Raw genomic sequence first — 21,280 nt, 5'->3', positions numbered from 1 at the left:
CTCCGCAGAGCCGGGACCCAGAAGCTATGGGCCCCGGCTCTGCAGCGCATCACTTCGTGCTGCGCAGCGTCCGGGGCACGAGAGTGGCGTTACGGCTCGACCGGCGTCCCCGCCGGTAACGCAATTCCCTTCTCTCCGGCAACCTCCCGCAACAAATCCGGCCTGTCCGAGATGATCCCGTCGACGCCGAGCTCGATCATCCGCGCCATGTCGTCGCGCTTGTTGACCGTCCACACCACGACGCGCAGTCCGAGCGTATGGGCTTCAGTGACCAGCGCCGCAGTCACATCGCCGAAATAGGGCGACCAGATCGCGCCGCCGGCGGCCTTGATCGTCCGCGGCAGCGAGCCGCCGTGATCGGACGGGCTGAAGCCGGCCGTCCAGTTGGTGGCCTTGTCGAGTGCCACCGTCGGGCTCGAGCCGCGCTGGAGCGTCAAATAGACCGTCGGGATTTTTGGCGCCTGTTGCTGGACGAGCAGCAGGGTCCGCCAGTCGAACGACTGGATCATGACGCGGTCGGAGAATCCCTCGGCCACGATCAGCCCCAGCAGCCTGGCGACAAAACCTTCCGGATCCAGCGTCTCGTCTGGACGGCCCGGATCGATCTTGGTCTCGATGTTGAAGCGCACGCGCGCGTTGCCGGACTTGCGCACCAGCGCGAACAACTCGCCCAGCGCCGGAATGCGCGTCCCCGGTATGGCGCGCTGGTCGGGGAATTGCTTCGCGTAGGAACTCTCCGGCTTGATCTGGCCGACGTCGTAGGTCCTGACGTCCGCAAACCGCAATTTCACGAAAGGCGTCCCGGGCGGCGCGATGTAGGCGCCGGTCGCATCCCTTGCCAGATCAGGGTTGAGCCCGCGCTCATGCGATACAATGACCTCGCCATCCGCGGTGACGCCGACGTCGAGCTCCAGCGTGTCCACGCCCATCGAGAGCGCATTGGCAAAGGCCGGCAGGGTGTTTTCCGGCAACAGCGCCCGCCCGCCGCGATGCGCCTCGAGGTCGAAAGCCAAATTGGCCCCCATGGCTTCTCCCGCGATCAAGAGTGAGACCACGGCCAAAATTGTCGTACGTGACGTCATCACAGTTCGGCCCGCGAGTGAAAGGACAGCGCTTCGATGCGATTTGCAGTGGGCCTATTCTATAGGCTTTCGCGCCTGTTGAAACCTTGGGCGGTGACTTGGGTTGCGCTCGCCCGGCCTGTATGTACTCATATGAGCCGCCCTGGAATCCCCGACCGTGCAACAGAAACGCGATCACCGCATCATTCGCAGCCGGCATTTTCACAAGATGCAGCGGCGGCATTTCATCGTTTTCGACATTCTGCCCTTCGTCGGCGCGCTGGTTGCGCTGGGCCTGTTGTTTGTTCGCCCGATCGGCGCGATGGAGTTTTGCCTGTTCTTCGGCTTCTGGCTGATCACCGGCCTCGGCCTCACAGTCGGTTATCACCGCCTGTTCACCCACCGCGCCTTCGCGACGTCCATGACGATGAGCGCGATCCTGATCATCATGGGATCGATGGCGGGACGCGGGTCGATGCTGTCCTGGGCGGCGATGCACCGGCGCCACCACGAACTGTCCGATCACGATGGCGACCTGCATTCGCCGCGGCTGCACGGCGAGGGCCAACTTGGCCGCCTGCGCGGCTTTCTGCACGCACATTTGACCTGGATGATCGAGCACGACTATCCCAACGTCGCGCATTACGTGCCGGATCTGATGGCGGACCGCCGGCTGGTCGCCGTCAACAGCTACTATTACAGCTGGGTCGCGCTCGGCCTGCTGCTGCCGGCTGCGATCGGCGGCCTCGTCACCATGAGCCTGTGGGGGGCGCTGAGCGGCTTTCTCTGGGGCGGCGTCGTGCGCATGTTCGTGGTCGAGCAGACCTTTTCCGCCATCAACTCCGTCATGCACACCTTCGGCGCGCAGCCCTTCGTGACCCGCGACGACAACAGCCGCAATCTCGGCGTGATGGCGTGGCTCGGCTGGGGCGAGGGCTGGCACAACAATCACCACGCCTTTCCGTATTCGGCGGCCTTCGGTCTGCGCTGGTTCGAGTTCGATCCCGGCTTCATCTTCATCCGCGCGCTGGAAGCGCTCGGGCTCGCCTGGGACGTCAAGGTGCCGAGCGAGGAGAAGATCGCGCGGCGCATGCTGCGGCAGTCGGGCGATGCGACGCCCGATCTCGAAACGGGTTGAGCGTCGTCGTCCGGCGCGCGGGCCGGTGATGGCGCGGCTTTGATCCGATGCTCTTCAACGACTATCCATTCCTTCTGGTCTTCCTGCCGGCGGCACTGCTGATCTACCGCCTGGCCGATCCGCATCCGCAACTGCGCATTGGCGTGCAGGTCGCGCTGTCGCTGGCCTTCTATGCCTGGGGCAGCCCGTCCTTCATCCTGCTCCTGGTCGCCTCGATCGCAATCAACTGGGCGGCCTCCGTGCTCTATGGGCGGGTGAAATGGCGGACGCTGCTGACGCTGGTGATCGTGCTCGATATCGCCGTGCTGGCGCTGTTCAAATACGCCAACTTCCTGCTCGCCAATCTTGGCCTCATGCTCGGGACGACGCTTCCGGCGCTCGACATCGGCCTGCCGCTCGGCATCTCCTTCTTCACCTTCCACCACATCATGTACCTGGTCGATCTGAAGCGCGGTCGGGCGCCGCTCTATGCGCTCGATCGCTACGCGCTCTACATCGCCTTCTTCCCGCAGGCGATAGCGGGGCCGCTGGCGCGCTGGTCGGAGGTGATGCACCAGTTTGGCAAGCAGGTTTACGTGCCGGGCTGGCAGCGTCAGTTCTGCATCGCGACCTGCTTCATCGCGCTCGGCCTGTTCGAGAAGGTCGTGATCGCAGACAGCATCGCGCATCTGCTCGATCCCATCTATGCGCAGGCCGCAACCGGACCGCTTCCGACAGGCGATGCCTGGCTTGCCTTCTGCTTCTCGTTCCAGATCCTGTTCGATTTCTCAGGCTATTCGGACATCGCGATCGGCCTCGGCCTGCTGTTCGGCGTGCAGTTGCCCTATAATTTCAATGCACCGCTGCGCTCGACCAATATCCAGGATTTCTGGCAGCGCTGGCACGTCACCCTGATGCTGTTCCTGCGCGACTATGTGTTCTATCCGCTGGTCAACATGCGTCTGCTGCCGCGGCGCTTCCTGCCGCTCCAGTTCTTCGGCGCGATGATGATCACGATGGCGCTGTGCGGCCTGTGGCATGGTGCGAGCTGGACTTTTGTCTTGTGGGGCGTGTTGCACGGGCTTGCGCTGGTGGCCTGCGCGCTGTGGCGCCGCTATGGTCCGGCCTTCCCGTCATGGCTCGGCTGGGCGCTCACGGTGCTGTTCGTGCTCGCGACCGGCGTGATTTTTCGCGCGGGATCGGTGGAGGCGGCCTGGCATGTCTTTTCCGGACTCGTCTCGCCACTACCGCTCGAGCGCGGAAAGCATCTGTGGCCGTTGATCGCGGCGCCGCTGTTCGCCTTCCTGCTGCCGGCGAGTCAGGACATTGTCGCGATGCTGACGCGGCGGCCGAATCCGTGGCTCGCTGGTCTGCTCGGTCTTGGGTTATTCGCATTGCTGCTCCACATGGGTGGTCGGGATCTCCATGAGTTCGTCTACTTCAAGTTCTGACACAGACCCCGGCTGGGGCCGCAGCCTGCTGGCATGCGCGGGCACGCTGATCGGCGCAGCGCTGCTGGTGCTCGCGCTGATGGTGGTGGTCGATCCCTATGACAGTGGCAAGCTCGGCCTGCTCGGTATCGACGGCGTCGACAATCGCCTGACGCAAATCACGGCCGCGAGCCGCGCCAGGAATCCGGACTTCAACGCTGCCATCCTCGGCAATTCGACGGCGCAGATGATCGAGCCGGCCGAACTCTCGCGCGCAACGGGCGCACGTTTCGTACAGCTCTACATGACGGGCGCGACCCCGCGCCAACAGCTGGCGGTGCTCGACTTCTTCCTGCGCAATCACAGAGCGGTCGGCGCGCTGGTGATCGTGGCCGATCCCGGCTGGTGCGAGCATGCGCGACTGAAAGATGAGGGCGGCGTCCCGTTTCCCGACTGGCTCTATGACCGAAGCGTTGTCACCTATGCGGTGCGGCTGATCTCCTGGCAGGCGATCGAGCAGGCCTTCCAGCGTATCAGTATCGGGCTTGGCCGGCGGCAGCGCATGAACCCGGACGGTTTTGTCAGCTATGAGGACATCTGGCCGCCGGGCCAATTCAAGGACATCGGCTGGCCGAGGGATCCTGCACCGGCGCTGCCGGCCGAGATGCGGGGGACGTTTCCCGAGATCGCAGCGCTCGAGGATATCGTCAGGACGTTGCCGCCCGATGTGCCCGTCGTGATTGTCGTGCCGCCGACCTTCGCAGCCACCGTGCCGAAGCCGGGCACGGAGACGGCCCTAGACCGCAACCTCTGCGACGTCGCGCTGAAGAAGGTGGTCGCGGGCCGACCGCGCAGCAATTTCATCAGCTATCGCGTCGACAACGAACTCACCCGCGACCGCGCCAACTTTGCCGATTTCATCCATTACCGTCCGACCCTTGCGCGCAAGATCGAGCAGGGGATCGCCGCAAGCCTGCGCGATGGATCGAGCGCGAAGATCGATTTCTGAGCCGGCTTAGCCGATCTCCTCGAAGCTGCCCTCAAGCCAGAGCCTGCGCGCCAGCTTGCGCTGGATCTTGCCGCTGGTGGTCTTCGGCAGGGTGCCGGGCCGGATCAGCGCAATGTGGCGCGCGGAAAGTTCGTGGCTGTCGGCGACGGCTTCGCGGATCCGGGCCTTGATCTCGTCACTGTCGATGATGTGGCGCGCGGTGCGCTCGACCTCCTGCACGACGACCAGCGTCTCTTCGCCGTTCTCGTCCGGCACCGAGAAGGCCGCGCCGCCATTTTCGCGCAAGCCGCCGTCCAGCGACTGCACCGTGCGTTCGATGTCCTGCGGATAATGATTGATGCCGCGGACGATGATGAGGTCCTTGATCCGCCCGGTGACGAACAATTCGCCTGATGTATCGAGGAAGCCGAGATCGCCGGTGCGCAGCCACGGCCCGTCCTCCCCCGCGATGTCGGCGTTGAGCCCGTCGCGGCTCTCATCGTCGTTGCGCCAATAGGCCCGGGCGACGTTGGCGCCGCTGACCCAGATTTCGCCGATGCGGTCGGGGGGCAGCCGTGTGCGGCGCTCCGGTTCGACGATCGCGATGCGCTCGCCGTCGAGCGCACGGCCGCAGCCGACCAGGATCTGCGTATCGTCTGCGTCCGAAGGCGCCTCTGCCGCATGCGTTTGAAGTGCGGCACGGCTGACATCGCGCCTGACGTGGCCGTCGCCGCGTCTTCCGCCTGAAATGAGGAGCGTCGCTTCCGCCATGCCGTACGCCGGATACATTGCGCGCGGATCGAAACCATGCGGCGCGAATGTCGCGACGAACCGGTCGATGGTCTCCGCATGCACCGGCTCGGCGCCGTTGAGCGCGATCCTGAGCGAGGACAGGTCGATCCCATCCATCTGGTCGGTGCGATAGCGGCTGACGCAGAGGTCGAAGCCGAAATTCGGCCCGCACGCGACTTCCGCGCGATAGTGCGAGATCGCGCGCAGCCAGCCAAGCGGCCGCTGCATGAACGCGTTCGGGGCCATCAGCACGCAGGTCGCCCCGACATACAGCGCCTGGAGCGCGTTCAGGATCAGGCCCATGTCGTGATAGAGCGGCACCCAATTGACGTAGGTCGATCGCCCAGTGTTGCCGAGCGCGGTCCGGATCATCTCGAGATTGGCGAGCAGATTGGCATGGCTCACCATCACGCCTTTCGGTTCGGAGGTCGAGCCGGAGGTGTATTGCAGAAAGGCAATGTCATGGGCTGCCGGCTCGGGTAATTCGACAGCCGCCACGGCCTCGGCGGTGAGATCGACCTCGATCCAGCAAATATTGTCCTGTGCGAAGCGCGCTTGCAGATCGCCGCGCAGCGCGAGGGCCGAATTGGTCAGCGCCAGCGCCGGCGTGCAATTGGCGAGGATCGCGGTGCTGGCATCGCGCGCGCCGTTTCGCCGCGGCATCATCATCGGCACGGCGATGATGCCGGCCATCAGGCAGCCGAAGAACGCCACCAGAAATTCGAGACCGGGCGGAAATACCAGGATGGCGCGGTCGCCGGGCTGCGCGGCCACGGTCAGACGCGCGGCAAGCGCGCGTGCTGAATCATGCAATTGGCGAAAGGTGAGGGCTGCTTCTTCCGTCCCGCGATCGGAGACGAAGACATAGGCGCGGTCACCGGCCTGCTCCTGCGCGCGCCGGGCGAGATGTGCCACGAGCGAGCGAAGGGGATCCATCGGATGGCGCCGGTTCTAGCCGCTCTCAGGCGGCGTTGCGGATCGCGCGCTTGTCGGCGAGAAATCGGGACAAGGCCTCGACGGTCGGATGGTCGTAAAAGTCGTCGGTCGACAATTCGAGGTCGAGCTTCTCCTCCAGTTCCATCATGAGATAGACCAGCATCGCCGAATCGAGGCCGAGGCGGTTGAATTTTGTGGAGGTATCGACCCGATCCCTGGAGATGCGCAGGATATTGGCCAGGGCGGTTACGCAGAAATCCGAAATCTGCTCGCTTGTCATGTCATTTCCCAGAAACAATGGGAAAGACAATACGGGCGACCTCAAGGTTGTCAATTTGGCCGCAACGCCGCAGCGTTGAAGGTTGGGGACTGTTGCCTTCCTGCGTCGTCTTGGTGCTCAAATCGTGCACGGTTTGCCGCATCTGTGCGCGCCCGGCAGCCGTAATCGCCGACCACGCGACGGACATTGCAGTTGCAGAGCCGGGCCGAGCGCCGCATCAGCCGCCGCCGGCCCGCTGCGATTCGCAACGCCACGCCGAGTGGGCGTGGCGTGATGATCGGCAAGAGCGGATGGCGCCCGCTGACGGTCAGTTCTGATAGTAATAGCCGCGCGGCTGATAAACCTGCCGGGGCTGCGGCTGATAGTAATAGCCCTGCTGGCCATAGCCCTGATTGTAATACTGCTGTTGCTGCGGCTGCTGCTGATAGACCTGCGCGTCATAGAGCGGCCGGCCGGCCGGGCGCGGCGCCGGATAGCGCGCGCCGGTGTCGCTGCCGTCGGCGGGATAGATGTAGTTGTCGTCCTGCGGCATGTAGCGGCGGGCGGGCTGCTGCGGCGGCGTCAGATTCACAGGATCGCCAGTGGTGGCGTACTGCTCTTCAGCCGGCTGCTGCGGGGCGCGGGCCACGGCACTTGGGTTGCGGCCGCGTGGATTGCGGGCGAGCGCGACCTGCGCCGAGCCGGTCAGCGTCACCGTGGTGTTGAGCACGCCCTGCTGCTGCACCAGTGCATAGAGCGTCGTGGCGTTCGCGCGGGACAGCCGCACGCAACCATGCGACGCCGGCGAGCCGAGCCGGCCGACCGAGTCCGTGCCGTGAATGGCGTGGCCAACCTTCGTGAAGAAGATCGCGTGCGGCATCGGCGCGTCGTCGAATTCCTTGGAGTAGTGATCCTCTTCCATGCGGAAGGTGCGGAACGCGCCGTTCGGCGTCTCGCGCGAGGGGATGCCGGTCGACACCGGCCAGTGATAGCGCGCGACACCGTCGACGGCGACGGTCATCTGCTGATTGTCCTTGTCGACGGTGATCTCGACCTTGGCTTGCGCGGTGCCCGCGCTCAAAAGCATCAGGGAGGTGAAAGCGATAAAAAATGAACGCATCTGACGTCTGGCCTCCGGCCTGTTCATGCAAGGCGCCGCGGCTCTCCGTCCCCCGGCGTGCAATATGCCTGCAACCCGGCTTCCGTTCCAGCGGCCTGCACGCCCATCGTTAACGTGACGCCGGGCGTAAGCAAGGCCGCTTTGTGCCGCGCGGGCAGCGGCGGCGCTGACATTTTCGCGAGCGGGAGATGCGTTCACAACGCCGACAATTCGTCACAAAGGCGCAACCATTTGGCCGCCACCGCGTTGGGGGATTGCCTTCCTTGGCTGGCACGTATCGCCGCCGCATCCCCTAGGATCGAAGATGAACAAAGCTCGTATCGCCGCCGCGCAATTGCCGGCCGGTCTATCATCCCGCATGCTTCTCGCCGGCGCTGCCCTCCTTCTCGCCCTGTCTTGCCTGCCGCAGCTTGGCCATGCCCAGGGCATCGTGAGAGGCGCGCAGGAAGGCTCCTATGAAGGTAACCGGATCGCCGGTCCCGTGGGCGGCGCGGTCGGAGGTGTCGTCGGCGCAGGTGTCGGTGGTGCCGTCGGCGCGGTGGAGGGCGTATTCGGGATTCCGCACCGAGGTCACCGTCGTTGCCGCGGCTACTATGACGGCTACCACCACTTCCATTGCTATCGGTGACGTCGCCGCCGTCATTCCGGGGCGCGCGTAGCGCGAGCCCCGGAATGACAGTTGAGGCTAGTTCTTCAGCCGGTAGCCGGTGCGGAAAATCCACCAGATCACGACAAGGCAGATCACCAGAAACGCCAGCGTCATGCCGATGCTGACGGCCACGCTGACGTCGGCGATCTCGTAGAAGCTCCAGCGAAAGCCCGAGATCAGGTAGACGACCGGATTGAGCAGCGCCACCGTGCGCCAGGTGGGCGGCAGCATGTCGATGGAATAGAAGCTCCCGCCGAGGAAGGTCAGCGGCGTCACCACCAGCATCGGGATCATCTGCAGCTTCTCGAAGCCGTCGGCCCAGATGCCGATGATGAAGCCGAACAGGCTGAACGTGACCGCCGTCAGCACCAGGAAGGCCAGCATCCAGACCGGATGATGGATATGCAATGGAACGAAGAGCCCCGCGGTGGCGAGGATGATCAGGCCCAGAATGATCGACTTGGTCGCGGCGGCGCCGACATAGCCGAGCACGATCTCGTAATAGGAAATCGGCGCCGACAGGATCTCGTAGATCGTGCCGGTGAATTTCGGGAAGTAGATGCCGAACGAGGCGTTCGCGATGCTCTGCGTCAGCACCGAGAGCATGATCAGGCCCGGCACGATGAAGGTGCCGTAGCTGACGCCCTCGACCTGGCTGATGCGCGAGCCGATCGCAGCACCGAACACCACGAAATAGAGTGAGGTCGAAACGACCGGCGAGACGATGCTTTGCAGCAGCGTGCGCCAGGTGCGTGCCATTTCGAACAGATAGATGGCGCGGATGGCGCGGTGGTTCATGACGTCCTCACGAGGTCGACGAAGATGTCCTCGAGCGACGATTGGGTCGTGTCGAGATCGTTGAAGCGGATGCCGGCCGTGCGGAGGTCGCTGAGCAGGCTGGTGATGCCGGTGCGCTCGCCCTTGGTGTCGTAGTCGTAGACCAGCGTCGCGCCGTTGTCGCAGAGGTCGAGCTCGTAATGGCTGAGACTCTCCGGCAGCGTCGTGACCTTGCCTTGCAGATGCAGTGTCAGCCGCTTCTTGCCGAGCTTCGACATCAAGGTCGCCTTGTCCTCGACCAGCACGATCTCGCCCTTGTTGATGACGCCGATGCGGTCGGCCATCTCCTCGGCTTCCTCGATGTAATGCGTGGTCAGGATGATGGTGACGCCGGATTGCTGGAGCGTGCGCACGACTTCCCACATGCCCTTGCGCAGTTCGACGTCGACGCCGGCGGTCGGCTCATCCAGGAACAGGATCTGCGGCTCGTGCGACAGCGCCTTGGCGATCATCACGCGACGCTTCATGCCGCCGGAGAGCGTGATGATCTTGCTGTCCTTCTTGTCCCACAGCGAGAGGTCTTTCAGCACCTTCTCGATATGCGCAGAATTCTTCGGCTTGCCGAACAGGCCGCGCGAGAAGCTCACGGTCGCCCACACGCTCTCGAAGGCGTCGGTGTGCAATTCCTGCGGCACCAGGCCGATCAGCGAGCGCGCCTTGCGGTAGGAGGTCTGGATGTTCTCGCCGCCGACGAGGACCTTGCCTTCGCTGGGATTGGCGATGCCGCAGATGATCGAGATCAGCGTGGTCTTGCCGGCGCCATTGGGGCCGAGCAGCGCAAAGATCTCGCCGCGCTTGATGTCGAGATTGACGTTCTTGAGCGCCTTGAAGCCGGACCCATAGGTCTTCGACAAATTGGCGACGGAAATGATGGAGGACATGATGGCCGCAGGGCTGAGGGGGCGAAGACTGGGGAGGGGAGGCTGGAACCATCCCGGAGGGGAGGTCAGCGGAGCCTGAGATAGGAATGGCTTTGCCCGGTCGCAATTGGCCGAAGAAAATTGGTCTCAAAACAGGCGCTTCGGTGGCAGGTTTCGGGCAGGTGTTGCGCGATGGTCACGCGCCGTGGCTAAGATTTGCCGTTCACGCGCCTCTTTGTTGCGTCTGCGAGCATGCCGTGGCTACGATTCCGGCTCGCAAAGCGTATTGTCCCCAGGGAAAAAGATCGATGAGACCGAACGGCCGTCACACCGCCGGCGCCAGCCAATTGCCCGCCCTCCGCGTGTGGGCGCTCTGCCTGCTCCTGCTGTCAGCTGTTGCCATCAGCCCGACCACGGCCCGGGCGGCCCCAAGTCAGGCCCAGGTCGCGACCACGCATGTCTACCTGCTCCGCGGGGTGCTCAACATCTTTTCGCTCGGCCTCGACACGATCGGTGCCCGCCTCCAGGCGCAGGGCATCCCGGTGACCGTTGCGAACTTCGTCTCCTGGTCCTCGCTCGCCAATGAAGCCGCCGCGAACTACAAGGCCGGCCGGCTCAAGACCATCGTGCTGGTCGGCCATTCCTCCGGCGCGACCGCGCTGCCGGACATGATCGCCAAGCTCAACCAGCAGGGCGTGCCCGTGAAGCTCGCGATCGGTCTCGACTCCGTGTTCAAGACCAAGCTCACCACCGGCGCCGAGCGCTACATCAACATCTATATCGGCGACGGCCCCGGCGAACCGGTGAAGCGCGCCGACGGCTTCCGCGGCAAGCTCGACAATGTCGACGTGCGCGGCACCGGCGTCGGCCACATCTCGATCGACAAGAACGAGGCGATTCAGCGCCGCGTCATCGCCGAGATCGACGCCGCGATCATGCGCTCGCGCGCACCGGCTGTGCCGGTCGCCGAACCCGGCGCACCCAGGCAGGCGCGCTCGGCGGCGGCATCGGCTCCGGCCAGGAACTGACCGCGGCTGGTCGCACCGGCACCGCGTGATGCAGCCTAAGCGGCCGTCACGCGGACCGGCATGCTCTCCAGCCCCCGCAGGGAGTTGTTGAGCCTGCGTTTCGGCTCTGCCGTGAGCTCGATGGTCTTCACGCGCCTTGCAAGCTCGGCGAAGATCAATTCGCCTTCCAGACGCGCGATCATCTGGCCGACGCAGGCGTGAATGCCGGCGCCGAAGCCGACATGCCCGGTCGCAGCCCGTTCCACCTCGAAGCGGTCCGCATTGCCCCAGCGCGCCGGGTCGCGGTTGGCCGAGGCCATGAACAGCAGCACCTTGCGGTGTGCGGGGATCACGCCGCCGCCGATCGCGACGTCGCGCGAGGTGGTGCGAAAGAACGTCTGCACCGGTGAATCGTAGCGCAGGCCTTCCTCGAACGCGTTGCGCGCCAGCTCCGGCCTCTCGTGGAGCTTGCTGTACTCGTCCGGGTGCGTGGCGAGCGCGAGCAGGGTGTTGCCGATGCCGTTGACCGTGGTGTCGATCCCGGCGGTGAGGAACGGGCGCACCAGATGCGTTGCTTCGTGCTCGGTGATTTCGCCCTCGTCGGCCGCCTGGTAGATCATCATGCCGAGTCCGTCGGGCTGCAACGCATCGCGCGCGCAACATTCCATGATCCAGCTCTGGGCGGCGAGGCCTGCCTTGCGTGAGGCGGCCAGCATCTCGTTCTCCGGGCCAAAGCTGTCGAACACGAAGGTGCTCCAGGCCAGCAGCTTCTCGCGGCCGTCCGGGCGGATGCCGATCGCATCCGGAAACACCTTCATCGGATAGGCTTCCGAAAGTTCGGCCACGGCATCGAACGTGCCCTTGTCGATCAGCTCCGAGACCTTCTGCTCCGCCTCAAGCTGAAACGTTTCACGCAGCTTCCTTGCGATGCCCGGAGACAGCGTGCGGCCGAGGACGCGGCGGCCCTTGTCGTGGTCGGGCGGATCGATCTGGAGCGTCAGCGGTTTTGGCAGCGCCGGGTTCATCCCGTTGAGTCCGACGCCCTCGCCACTGATGAACGTCTTCCAGTCCTTCAGGGCCGGCTCGACCTCGGCATAGCCGGCCATGGCCCACACGCCGTAACGCTCCAGCTCGAACGCAGGCCCGAGCGCGCGCAGCGCATCGTAGGCAGGATAGGGGTCGATCAGGAAGTCGGGCGCAAACGGGTCGACCGCACTGGATGCAATGCCGCTCATGATCAGATCCCGGCCGCTATGGCTTGGTCAGCGGGCATTGGCCTTCGCTCTCCGGCCGAAACGCATCCTCGCCCTTGACCGTGCCCGCGACCTTCAGCAGATCCCAGGCCGATTTCGATTCCTCCGGCGCCTTGACCTGAAGCAGGTAGAGCGGATGGATCTTGCGCCCGTCCTTGCGGATGTAGCCCTTGCCGAACAGCGGATCATCGGTGGGCATCTCCTTCATCGCCGCGACAACGGCCTTGCCGTCCTTGGCACCACCGGCCTTGTCGACCGCCTTGAGATAGTGAATGACCGCGGCATAGACGCCGGCCTGCATGTCGTTCGGATAGGCCTTCGACGGAATGCGCTCGGCAAAGCGCTTGGCGAAAGCGCGCGTGCCGTCGTTCAGATCCCAGTAGAACGGGTTCATGATCTGCGCACCTTGCGCGAACTTCAGCCCGAGCGAGGGAAGGCCGTTCATGCCCAGGATCAGTCCGACGAGCTTGTGGTCCTTGGTCAACCCGAATTCGGCGGCCTGCTTCATCGACGTGATGGTGTCGTCACCGGCATTGGCGAAGCCGACCACGTTCGCGCCCGAAGCCTGGGCCTGGAGCAGGAAGGAAGCGTAGTCCGCCGTTCCCAGCGGATGCCGCACGCTGCCGAGCACCTCGCCGCCGGAAGCTTTTACGGCCTCCGCGGCCTGCTTCTCCAGATCATGTCCGAAGGCATAGTCGGCGGTGATGAAGAACCACTTCTTGCCGCCCTGCTGCACGATCGCCTTGCCGAGGCCGCGCCCGTAGGCATAGGTGTCGTAGGTCCAGTGCACGGTGTTGGGCGTGCATTTTTCACCGGTCAGCAGCACGGTTCCTGCACCCGATCCGACGAAGACCTTGTTCTTCTCGGCGCTCATGCCGGCGACCGCGAGCGCGATCGACGAGTTGGGAATATCGAAGATCGCATCGACGCCGTCGTTCTCGTACCAGCGCCTGGCGATGCCGATCCCGATGTCGGTCTTGTTCTGATGGTCGGCCGCGACGACCTCGACGGGCCTGCCGGCGGCCTTGCCGCCATAATCCTCGACGGCCATTCTTGCGGCGACGACCGAGCCGACACCTTGATAGCTCGCGAACGGACCCGACTGGTCGTTCAGGACGCCGATCTTCACGACATCCTGGGCAAAGCCCGGCGCGGCAACCAGCATCGAAGCCAAAATGCACAATTTGTGCAGGAATTTGCTGTTCATTATGTCCCTCCCACAGGCGGTCTTGGTGCCGCTCAATAATAGTTATATTTTATAGCTATTTTTGAAAGTGTCAATTCAGCCGATTTCGAGCCGCCGCGGATCAACAATCATGAACCCGAAAACAGCACGTCCCGGAGCGCAGCCCGCGCAGCCGTTGGAAGGATCGATGGATCTACGCGCGTTGCAAGGGACGCCCGGCTTCATGCTGCGGCTCGCGCAGTTGAAGTTCTTCGAAGGCTTCTACGAGGAGTTCGCGGCGCTGGGCCTGACACCGGCGACCTATGCGATCTTCGCCGTCATTCGCGACAATCCGGGCGTGCCGCCGAGCAGCCTCGCCAGCCTGCTCCGGCTGCGCCTGCCGAATCTGATCAAGATCCTGAACGAGCTCGAATCGTCCGGCTTCATCAAGCGCAACCGCTCGAAGGCGGATCGCAGGGCCGTCGAGCTGATGTTGACGCCCAAGGGAGCAAAGCTCATTGCCGAGGGGGCAAGGCTCACGGAGCCCTACAACGAAAAAATGCTGGCGCCGCTCAGCAAGGCCGAGCAGCGCACGCTGCTCGAATTGCTGAACCGGATCCTGCCGCTTTAGGGTCGGGCCCCTTAGGCGTGCTCGGCGACGGCACCCGCTTTGTCTATCGCGCAAAACGCGATTTGGTCGCTGCACACGAAAAGGGCGCGCCGCGGAAGCAGCGCGCCCTGTCGCAGCGTCGATGGTGACAGACTTACTTCTTCTCGGGCACCCAGGTCGTGCTCGCCTTGTCGTATTTGAAGCCCGGCGCGTCCTTGAGCGTGTCCTTCGTCTCGTCGATGGTCAGCCACCATTTGTCGTTCTTCTTGGCGGTCTTCACCGCGCTGAAGGGCACGATGACATCCTTTTCACCGACGCCGAGAAAGCCACCGACACCGAGGACGAGCCCGGTGATCTTTCCGGACTTGTCGACGAGCACATCGTCGATGTCGCCGATCTTGCTTTCCTTGGGGTCGTAAACGGCCTGCTTGTAGTAGTTGCTCACCGTCCAGCTTTCGGACGGCGCCGACTTCACGGTGGTGGTCGCGGCATGCGCGGCCGTGACGGCGGCAACCACAAGAGCACAGGTGAGAGCGAGCTTTTTCATCTTGGTCCTCCTCAATTGATGAGGTTCCAACGGGACAATTCGGCGAAGGTTCCCTGCGCGAACCGGAAGGAACCCGGTGTTCAATCTGGCGTTGTTGCATCATGGCTCAGAAGCGAAATGCCGGACCGATGTCAGTTCAGCCCGAGCGGGCGTGGACAGCTCGGCCGGTTGCCGAAAACGCGCCTGAGACAAAGTCGCGGCCACGATCGGATCAGTTGAGCGCAACGCGGGCCGGCTTGTTGCGGCAGCACGCGCTCAAGACGCAACGGGCGCTGCTCGCCGGCAAGAGCGAGGGTCGCAAGAACTCCTCGAAGTGATGAGCCGGTTGACCGGCGTGCCGTCTGTTTGGGGCCAGAGCAATTGAAGATATTTCAGTGTCGGTCTTGCGGCCAACCCGTCTCGTTCGAGCACGTCGCGTGCGCGAATTGCGGCACTCAGCTCGTATTCAATGCGTCGCGAATCGACCTGACGAAACTCGAATCCCATCAAGCTTGCCGTAACCGCGAGATCATCGGCTGCAACTGGTGTGTCGAGGGCGAGGACTGGTATTGCAGCTCGTGCGACCTCACGCGCACAACTCCGGATCTCGGCAATACCAGACACGTCATGCTCTGGCGGCGCATGGAGGAGGCCAAGCGCCGTCTGCTTTACGATCTCCGTCGGCTGGGACTACCACTTGAATCGCGTGGCGGCGCACCGGTCGCATTCGATATGCTCTCGGACGAAGTCAGCCCGATCCTGACCGGCCATCTCTCGGGCCTGATCACGCTCAATCTCGCGGAGGCCGACGATGTCGAGCGCGAAGCCCGTCGCGTGGCGTTTCGCGAGCCGTACCGCACGCTGCTCGGCCATTTCCGCCACGAGATCGGTCATTTCTATTGGGACTTGCTGGTCGACGGCACGACATTCCAGGGGCCGTTCAAGCTGATCTTCGGCGACGATACGCAGGACTATCAGACGGCGATCAACACCTATTATGGCCGCAGCGATCGTTCATATGACCGGATGGGATTCATCAGCGAGTACGCTACATCCCATCCTTGGGAGGATTGGGCGGAAACGTTCGCGCATTTCCTGCATATCGTCTCGACGCTCGACTCGCTGGCAGGTCTGCCCCTGGCGCTGAACGAGCGAGCCCGGCAGACCCTGACGGATCCGTATCTGGAGAGCGACTTCGAAGCGCTTCTCGCATTGTGGATGCCGCTCGCTCGCGGCATCAACGAACTCAACCGCTCGCTCGGCATGAGTGACGCCTATCCGTTCGACATATCGCCTGCGGTGAAGGGCAAGCTGCACCTCGTGCATATGGCGATCAGCGCGTTCCGCGAGCAACAGAAGCTCGCGGCATGACGCGACAGAGGGCAGCTTCCTTCACGTCAGGAACGTGCGGATGCTGTCCGCAATCTCCCGCGCGTGCGTCTCCAGCGCGAAATGTCCGGTGTCGAAGAACTGCACCACCGCATTGGGATTGTCGCGCTTGAACGCCTCGGCGCCGGGCGGAATGAAGAACGGATCGTTCTTGCCCCAGACCGCGAGGAACGGCGGCTTGTGCGTGCGGAAATATTTCTGGAATGACGGATAGAGCGCGACGTTGCTCTTGTAGTCGCCCATCAGATCGAGCTGCACGTCATCCGAACCCGGGCGCGCGAGATAGAAATTGTCGAGGTTCTGGCCGTCCGGTGACACCAGGGTCGGATCGGGGACGCCATGCGTGTACTGCCAGCGCGTCGCCTCCGGCGTGAGGAAGCCGCGCAGCACCTCGCGATTGGCCGACGACGGGTCCTGCCAATAGGCCTTGATCGGCGTCCAGCCGTCGCTCAGGCCGTCCTCATAGGCGTTGCCGTTCTGCGAGATGATCGCCGTGATCCGTTCGGGATGGCTGAGTGCCAGCCGGAAGCCGGTCGGCGCGCCATAGTCGAAAACGTAGACCGCGAAGCGATCGAAGCCGATCAGTTCGGTGAAGCGCTCAATCACACGTGCGATGTTATCGAAGCTATAGCTGAAGTTTTCGGGCGAGGGCATGTCGGACTGGCCGAAGCCAGGAAGGTCGGGCGCCACGATATGAAACCTGTCGGCCAGCAGCGGGATCAGGTCGCGGAACATGTGTCCCGCGCTGGGGAAGCCGTGCAGCAGCAGAAGCTTCGGCGCGCCGACGCGGCCGGCCTCGCGATAGAACACCTTGAATCCGTCGGTGTCGGCGGTGCGGTAGGAGGTCTGGGTCATCGCTGTCTCCAATGTAACCTGTTTAATGCCTTTAATTAGGTTATTAATGAGGTGCGTAACTTGTCAATAATCTTTTTACAGGTTACTTAGTTTGAGCATCTCAAGGACCGGCCAGGGACCCGCTCATGGACAGAACGCCCGCCATGTTCATCGCCGACTCGCTCGGCCTTGATTTCCTCAATTCGGTGGCGACACCGGTCGAGACGCCCGTCGATTGGCTCGACGATGGTGATGGCCTGATCGACTGGCTGGCGCAGGCGAAGCTGGTGCCGCCAGATGAGCTGCACGCGGTGAGGGCACGCGCGAAGCCGGGCGAACTCGACAAGGTCGCGGATCAGGCGCGCGACCTGCGCGAATGGTTCAGGGGCTTCGTGCGCAAGCACGCGGGGCAACCGCTCACGGCGGCGGCTCTCAAAGAACTCGGTCCGTTGAACGATTTGCTGGAGCGCGACGAGACCTTCAGCCGGATCGAAGCCGGACACGGCGATGGCCGCGCGCTGTCATTGCACAGGACGCGGCGCTGGCGATCGCCCGAAGCGCTGCTTCTGCCGGTTGGCGAAGCGATGGCGAAATTCGTCTGCGAGGAAGACTTCACCGACGTGAAGGCGTGCGAGGGCCATCACTGCACGATGCTGTTCGCCGACCACACCCGTAGGCGCGCGCGGCGATGGTGCATCATGGCGGTCTGCGGCAATCGCGCCAAGCAGGCCGCGCATCGCAGCAGGCTCAAGAGCAGGCAGTAAACCGGGCCGGGGGCCGCGCTATCGCTTCCTGACCAGCTTGAGCGGACGGCTGGTGCTTTGAGGGCGCGGCTTGCCCGCCGTGCTCTGTGCTTCGTGCGGGCTCAGGAAGCGGACGAGCATCGTCTTCAGATGCGCGGTGCTTTGCTTGACATCCAGCTTCGGATTGCGGATCGGCATCGCGCGTGATCCATCGATGATCGCGATCAGGATGTCCGCCGTCGCGTCCGGGTCCAGTCCCGGATCAACCCGCCCCTTGCTTTGCGCCTGGCGCAGGAAGTCGGCCCACATGCGGCGGACCGCTTTGGTGTGGCGTTCGATGATCTTGGCGAATTCCGGATTGCGGGCGGCCTCCGCGAGGCCATCCAGATTGAGGATCTGGGCGGGTCGAAACCGCAGGCTGGTTTCCTCGATGTCGGTGAGCAGCGCCTCGATCACGTCGGGCGCGGCGAGAATCTTTTCGAAGCGCTCGGCCGTACGGGCGAGACCCAAATCGATCATCGCCTCGATGATCGCCATCTTGCTCGGGAAGTAGTGATAGAGGTGCCCCGGGCTGATGCCGGCCTCAGTACAGATGTCCGTCGTGCTGGCGCCGCGGAAGCCGTCCCAGATGAAGCAGCGGATCGCCGCGCCGAGGATCTCGGAGCGCTTCTGCTCGTGCTTGACGGGGTCGACTTTCCTCAAACCGGACATCTCCATTCACATTCGCCCCGTTTAGCACGAGGATTCGCCACGAGAAAATCAAAATTAGACAGTTCCATCTATTTATGTTGACCGATGTTACAGTGCGCGAGAATGATTATTAGAGTGATCTATCTAATAATCCGCCGATGCGGGAATGGGGCCATGCGCTTTCCACGGACGGTCCTGATGAGCGCCGCGCTAGCTCTCGGGGGATGCGCGGTCGCGCCGCTCGAACGCGCCGGCTCACTCAGGAGCTACGACCGGATGTCGGACGCGAACGGGCTGGTGACGCGGTCGCAGATCCGGGTGAACAAGAAGGATTTGCTGGCGGCCAAGACCATCCGGATCGCATCGACCGTCTTTCCGGCGCGCACGGGCGTCGAATTGACCGAAAAGGAGCGCCGCCTGGTTGCGAACGCCGTCAGTCGCGAATTGTGCCTGCGTTTGAGCGAGCGTTTTCGCATCGTCTCCTCCGACGACGACGCCGACCTCACGGTGCAGGCGACGGTGACGCACGCGACGCCGACCAGCGCGACCGCCTCCGGCGCGTCGAAGGCCCTGTCGATTGCCAAGACCGTCGCGCTGCCTGCCGTGCCCGTGCCGGTGCCGCGGCTTCCGGTCGGACTCGGCAGCCTGTCGGTCGAGGCGGAAGCGCGCGATTTTGCAGGATTTCAGAAGGCGGCCATGGTTTGGGCGCGCAGCGCCAATTCCATCTCGAACTCCGCGCGGGTCGCCAACGAAGGCGATGCCTATGACCTTGCCGCCGATTTCGGCGCGGACTTCGCCAAGCTGGTCGTGACAGGGGAGTCGCCCTTCGGCGGAGTCCCGGCGCTGCCGCCGATGGACAGCATTCCCGTGCGGCTCGGCGGCGCGCCCAAATACGTCGCGTGCGAGGCGTTCGGACGTTTTCCGGGCCTGACCGGCTTTGCAGGGCAGGGCCTCGGCCTGCCGCCGGCATGGACGGATTCCGGTGCCAGGGAGAGTCCGGCCAACAATCCGGTCCCGGCCCCGCCGCCAGGGCCGAGTTCAGAGCAGGCGCTGACGCAGTGATAGCTGCGTCCCCCGCGCATCCAGCCCGACACACATCAGTAGCCGATCAGAGTAGGTGACATGCTGACTTCCGGAACGACACGCTCTTCCCAACGTGTTTTGCGCGAAAGCGCAGCGCGCGACGATGCGAGCGCCAGGAGCGTTCCTCTGTTCACGGCCGACGAAGCGTGGAGCCGGACGATGGCCGATCGTCGCATGGACGGCGAGACGGATGACTCGATCCTCGAGCCCGGCTTCTGGATGGCGGCCCTGGTTGCAGTCCTGCCCACGGTCGCGGGCTGCTTCTATCTGATCCTGACCCAGGGATGAGGCGCCGCTCTATGGCGGCCTTGTCGGCCGTCCTGACGCTGCTGCTGGCAGGATGCGCTTCGAGCGCCAATCTGCCGCCCGCCTATCATGCTTCGCGCGCACCAGCCGCCAAGGCGGTGCAGGAGGGCGTCAGGAAAGCAGCCACCGAGGCCAAGCTGACTGGAGGACTCGAGACAAGTGCCGTCCGCCATACCGACCACGGACCGGGATCGTATTTCGTCTGCCTGAGGCAACGCGGTGGTCCGTCCGACAGACGCCCCGCCTATTCGGTCTTTTTCGACGACGACGCCTACAAGGGCGTCCAGAGTTCGGTGATTGTCGAGGCTTGCGAAGCCCAGCCATGGATTCCTTTCAATTGACGCGGGAATGCAGGGCGGAACGAGGGGCTTCGAGCGATGGCCGTCAACGGCCCCGGTTCCGTGCCCCAAAAACCACCCAATCGATGGTCACTAAGCGCCCGGGGGAGGCATTGGCCTCCCGTGGTGGGACTGCTGGACTGATGCTTGATCCAAGGCGAATTGTGGTGCTGGCAGCGGTTGCGCTGCTCGCCTTGAGCACCGGCACGGCCGTGGCCTCACCACCCAAGTCGAAGCGTGCGCCAGTGACGGCCACCGCGCCGCCGCCTCCCGCGCCCGTCGCGCTGCCGCCGCCCAAGATCTACCTGTTCCGCGGCGCCATGGGGCCGATCTTTTCGACCGGCATGGACCGGCTCGAAGAGAAGCTGACCAAGGCCGGCTTTTCGGCCAACGTCTACGAATTCACCATCTGCCGATGGATCGGCGATCGTGCCATTTCCAGCTACAAGGAAAGCCCGGCGCCGATCGTGCTGATCGGCCATTCCATGGGCGGGCTGTGCTCCGTCGTCATCTCCGAGATGGCGGCCAAGGAGAACATTCCGATCAGCCTCGTCATCGCCATCGATCCCGCGCATGCGACCGGCGACGTACCGCTCAACGTCGAACGCTTCATCAACATCTTCCTGTCCGACAGCGTGCTCGGCGGCGGCGACGTCGTGGCCGTGCCTGGCTTTCGCGGCCATTACGCGAGCTACGATTTGAAGGAAAACAGCCGCGTCTCGCACATCAACATCGAGAAGTCCGACGACATCCATCGCCAGATCGTCGAGATGGTGACGCAACTGCCGCGCATCCCGCCCCAGACCCAGGCCGACGCCCTGCCGCTGCGCTATCTCGTGCCGGCGGATACGCTGGTGGAATTGTGGGACTCGGGCGTGCGGGTGCCGGTGCGCCGTGGGGACACCATGGAGAGCATTGCCGCAGCCAATCGCGTGCCGCTGTGGACGCTCGCGCAAAGTAATTCGCTGGCGGAGAACGCGACGCTGACGCCGGGACAATCCATCATCGTCCCGCGCCATTTGACGCCGCCGGACGCCGCGGCCGCGATGGCGGCGCCGCAGGGGCGGCGATAAGACGGCTTCCCTGGCCTCGCCTTACGAGTGCCGCGGCAGCCATCTTGATGCAGATGTCACCGGCGTCGGGCGAGCCATCGCAGAAGCTTGGCCCGCCGGTTGATAGGGCGCAGCGAGAAGCATCAGAAACAATGCCCTTTCAGCGGCGTATTTGGCCGCGGGTCGGCGATTTTCCGACCCCTGCATGACGAGGCGTCCTTCCGTCGTGCAAACA

Annotated in this window: 23 protein-coding genes; 12 read left to right on the top strand and 11 right to left on the bottom strand. The window is 63.9% G+C overall.

Annotated elements, in window-relative coordinates; all coding sequences use genetic code 11:
• Positions 1 to 89 precede the first annotated feature (89 nt).
• Positions 90 to 1,025 (bottom strand): glycerophosphodiester phosphodiesterase, encoded by a 936-nt coding sequence (locus AB7532_RS27835; RefSeq protein ID WP_441237883.1) that lies wholly within the window; start codon positions 1,023 to 1,025, stop codon positions 90 to 92.
• Between the two features lie 214 nt (positions 1,026 to 1,239).
• Here AB7532_RS27835 and AB7532_RS27830 point away from each other — a divergent pair, with 214 nt between their 5' ends.
• From AB7532_RS27830 to AB7532_RS27820, 3 genes are read left to right on the top strand one after another with little or no spacing between them, the layout of a single operon-like run.
• Positions 1,240 to 2,199 (top strand): acyl-CoA desaturase, encoded by a 960-nt coding sequence (locus AB7532_RS27830; protein ID WP_441237882.1) that lies wholly within the window; start codon positions 1,240 to 1,242, stop codon positions 2,197 to 2,199.
• A 47-nt stretch (positions 2,200 to 2,246) separates the two neighbouring features.
• On the top strand, positions 2,247 to 3,629 hold the full coding sequence (locus AB7532_RS27825; RefSeq protein ID WP_441237881.1) for an MBOAT family O-acyltransferase: 1,383 nt from the start codon (positions 2,247 to 2,249) through the stop codon (positions 3,627 to 3,629).
• Entirely contained in the window at positions 3,604 to 4,617 is a 1,014-nt protein-coding gene (locus AB7532_RS27820; RefSeq protein WP_441237880.1) for a hypothetical protein, read from the top strand. Before AB7532_RS27825 ends, AB7532_RS27820 begins: the two co-directional genes overlap by 26 nt.
• Before the next feature lie 6 nt (positions 4,618 to 4,623).
• On the opposite strand, the gene AB7532_RS27815 is transcribed toward AB7532_RS27820, so the two are convergent.
• The 3 genes from AB7532_RS27815 to AB7532_RS27805 all read right to left on the bottom strand — a co-directional run bounded on the left by AB7532_RS27815 (position 4,624) and on the right by AB7532_RS27805 (position 7,730).
• A complete protein-coding gene (locus AB7532_RS27815; RefSeq protein WP_441237879.1) occupies positions 4,624 to 6,324 on the bottom strand; it encodes a fatty acyl-AMP ligase in 1,701 nt (566 codons plus the stop codon).
• 25 nt (positions 6,325 to 6,349) lie between these two features.
• A complete protein-coding gene (locus tag AB7532_RS27810) occupies positions 6,350 to 6,604 on the bottom strand; it encodes an acyl carrier protein (RefSeq protein ID WP_441237878.1) in 255 nt (84 codons plus the stop codon).
• Between the two features lie 307 nt (positions 6,605 to 6,911).
• On the bottom strand, positions 6,912 to 7,730 hold the full coding sequence (locus AB7532_RS27805; RefSeq protein WP_441237877.1) for a L,D-transpeptidase: 819 nt from the start codon (positions 7,728 to 7,730) through the stop codon (positions 6,912 to 6,914).
• Positions 7,731 to 8,007: 277 nt separating this feature from the next.
• Here AB7532_RS27805 and AB7532_RS27800 point away from each other — a divergent pair, with 277 nt between their 5' ends.
• Positions 8,008 to 8,331 (top strand): hypothetical protein, encoded by a 324-nt coding sequence (locus AB7532_RS27800; protein WP_441237876.1) that lies wholly within the window; start codon positions 8,008 to 8,010, stop codon positions 8,329 to 8,331.
• Positions 8,332 to 8,388: 57 nt separating this feature from the next.
• Here the strand turns inward: AB7532_RS27800 and AB7532_RS27795 are convergent, their stop codons facing one another.
• Both AB7532_RS27795 and AB7532_RS27790 read right to left on the bottom strand, forming a co-directional pair.
• A complete protein-coding gene (locus AB7532_RS27795; RefSeq protein WP_441237875.1) occupies positions 8,389 to 9,150 on the bottom strand; it encodes an ABC transporter permease in 762 nt (253 codons plus the stop codon).
• Positions 9,147 to 10,070, bottom strand: a complete 924-nt coding sequence (locus tag AB7532_RS27790) for an ABC transporter ATP-binding protein (RefSeq protein ID WP_441237874.1) — start codon at positions 10,068 to 10,070, stop codon at positions 9,147 to 9,149. The genes AB7532_RS27795 and AB7532_RS27790 overlap by 4 nt, the downstream gene beginning before the upstream one ends.
• A 287-nt stretch (positions 10,071 to 10,357) precedes the next feature.
• On the opposite strand from AB7532_RS27790, the gene AB7532_RS27785 reads away from it, so the two are divergent.
• The gene (locus AB7532_RS27785) at positions 10,358 to 11,077 is read left to right on the top strand and encodes a hypothetical protein (RefSeq protein ID WP_441237873.1); all 720 of its coding nucleotides are present in this window, start codon (positions 10,358 to 10,360) and stop codon (positions 11,075 to 11,077) included.
• Positions 11,078 to 11,112: 35 nt separating this feature from the next.
• On the opposite strand, the gene AB7532_RS27780 is transcribed toward AB7532_RS27785, so the two are convergent.
• Positions 11,113 to 12,291, bottom strand: a complete 1,179-nt coding sequence (locus AB7532_RS27780) for a cytochrome P450 (RefSeq protein WP_441237872.1) — start codon at positions 12,289 to 12,291, stop codon at positions 11,113 to 11,115.
• Between the two features lie 16 nt (positions 12,292 to 12,307).
• On the bottom strand, positions 12,308 to 13,516 hold the full coding sequence (locus AB7532_RS27775) for an ABC transporter substrate-binding protein (protein ID WP_441237871.1): 1,209 nt from the start codon (positions 13,514 to 13,516) through the stop codon (positions 12,308 to 12,310).
• Between the two features lie 166 nt (positions 13,517 to 13,682).
• Between AB7532_RS27775 and AB7532_RS27770 the strand changes: the two genes are divergently transcribed.
• Positions 13,683 to 14,105 carry a MarR family winged helix-turn-helix transcriptional regulator gene (locus AB7532_RS27770; protein ID WP_441237870.1) on the top strand — a complete coding sequence of 141 codons (423 nt, stop codon included), beginning with the start codon at positions 13,683 to 13,685 and terminating at the stop codon, positions 14,103 to 14,105.
• Between the two features lie 133 nt (positions 14,106 to 14,238).
• On the opposite strand, the gene AB7532_RS27765 is transcribed toward AB7532_RS27770, so the two are convergent.
• Positions 14,239 to 14,631 carry a PRC-barrel domain-containing protein gene (locus AB7532_RS27765; protein WP_441237869.1) on the bottom strand — a complete coding sequence of 131 codons (393 nt, stop codon included), beginning with the start codon at positions 14,629 to 14,631 and terminating at the stop codon, positions 14,239 to 14,241.
• A gap of 345 nt (positions 14,632 to 14,976) precedes the next feature.
• Between AB7532_RS27765 and AB7532_RS27760 the strand changes: the two genes are divergently transcribed.
• Positions 14,977 to 15,981: a zinc-binding metallopeptidase family protein gene (locus AB7532_RS27760; protein WP_441237868.1), complete on the top strand. Its 1,005-nt coding sequence runs from the start codon at positions 14,977 to 14,979 to the stop codon at positions 15,979 to 15,981.
• 21 nt (positions 15,982 to 16,002) lie between these two features.
• Here the strand turns inward: AB7532_RS27760 and AB7532_RS27755 are convergent, their stop codons facing one another.
• Positions 16,003 to 16,854, bottom strand: a complete 852-nt coding sequence (locus tag AB7532_RS27755; RefSeq protein ID WP_441237867.1) for an alpha/beta fold hydrolase — start codon at positions 16,852 to 16,854, stop codon at positions 16,003 to 16,005.
• Between the two features lie 125 nt (positions 16,855 to 16,979).
• Here AB7532_RS27755 and AB7532_RS27750 point away from each other — a divergent pair, with 125 nt between their 5' ends.
• Entirely contained in the window at positions 16,980 to 17,597 is a 618-nt protein-coding gene (locus AB7532_RS27750) for a CGNR zinc finger domain-containing protein (RefSeq protein WP_441237866.1), read from the top strand.
• A gap of 18 nt (positions 17,598 to 17,615) precedes the next feature.
• On the opposite strand, the gene AB7532_RS27745 is transcribed toward AB7532_RS27750, so the two are convergent.
• Positions 17,616 to 18,293 carry a TetR/AcrR family transcriptional regulator gene (locus AB7532_RS27745; protein ID WP_441237865.1) on the bottom strand — a complete coding sequence of 226 codons (678 nt, stop codon included), beginning with the start codon at positions 18,291 to 18,293 and terminating at the stop codon, positions 17,616 to 17,618.
• 171 nt (positions 18,294 to 18,464) lie between these two features.
• Between AB7532_RS27745 and AB7532_RS27740 the strand changes: the two genes are divergently transcribed.
• The 4 genes from AB7532_RS27740 to AB7532_RS27725 all read left to right on the top strand — a co-directional run bounded on the left by AB7532_RS27740 (position 18,465) and on the right by AB7532_RS27725 (position 21,066).
• A complete protein-coding gene (locus tag AB7532_RS27740) occupies positions 18,465 to 19,328 on the top strand; it encodes a DUF3313 domain-containing protein (protein WP_441239365.1) in 864 nt (287 codons plus the stop codon).
• Between the two features lie 180 nt (positions 19,329 to 19,508).
• The gene (locus AB7532_RS27735) at positions 19,509 to 19,637 is read left to right on the top strand and encodes a hypothetical protein (protein WP_441237864.1); all 129 of its coding nucleotides are present in this window, start codon (positions 19,509 to 19,511) and stop codon (positions 19,635 to 19,637) included.
• An 11-nt stretch (positions 19,638 to 19,648) separates the two neighbouring features.
• Positions 19,649 to 19,996, top strand: a complete 348-nt coding sequence (locus tag AB7532_RS27730) for a hypothetical protein (RefSeq protein ID WP_441237863.1) — start codon at positions 19,649 to 19,651, stop codon at positions 19,994 to 19,996.
• 140 nt (positions 19,997 to 20,136) lie between these two features.
• Positions 20,137 to 21,066, top strand: a complete 930-nt coding sequence (locus AB7532_RS27725) for a LysM peptidoglycan-binding domain-containing protein (protein WP_441237862.1) — start codon at positions 20,137 to 20,139, stop codon at positions 21,064 to 21,066.
• Positions 21,067 to 21,280 lie beyond the last annotated feature (214 nt).

The organism is Bradyrhizobium sp. 930_D9_N1_4 (genome assembly GCF_052076015.1).
In the GTDB taxonomy this organism is placed as follows: domain Bacteria; phylum Pseudomonadota; class Alphaproteobacteria; order Rhizobiales; family Xanthobacteraceae; genus Bradyrhizobium.
This window is presented reverse-complemented; position numbering and strand designations above follow the sequence as displayed.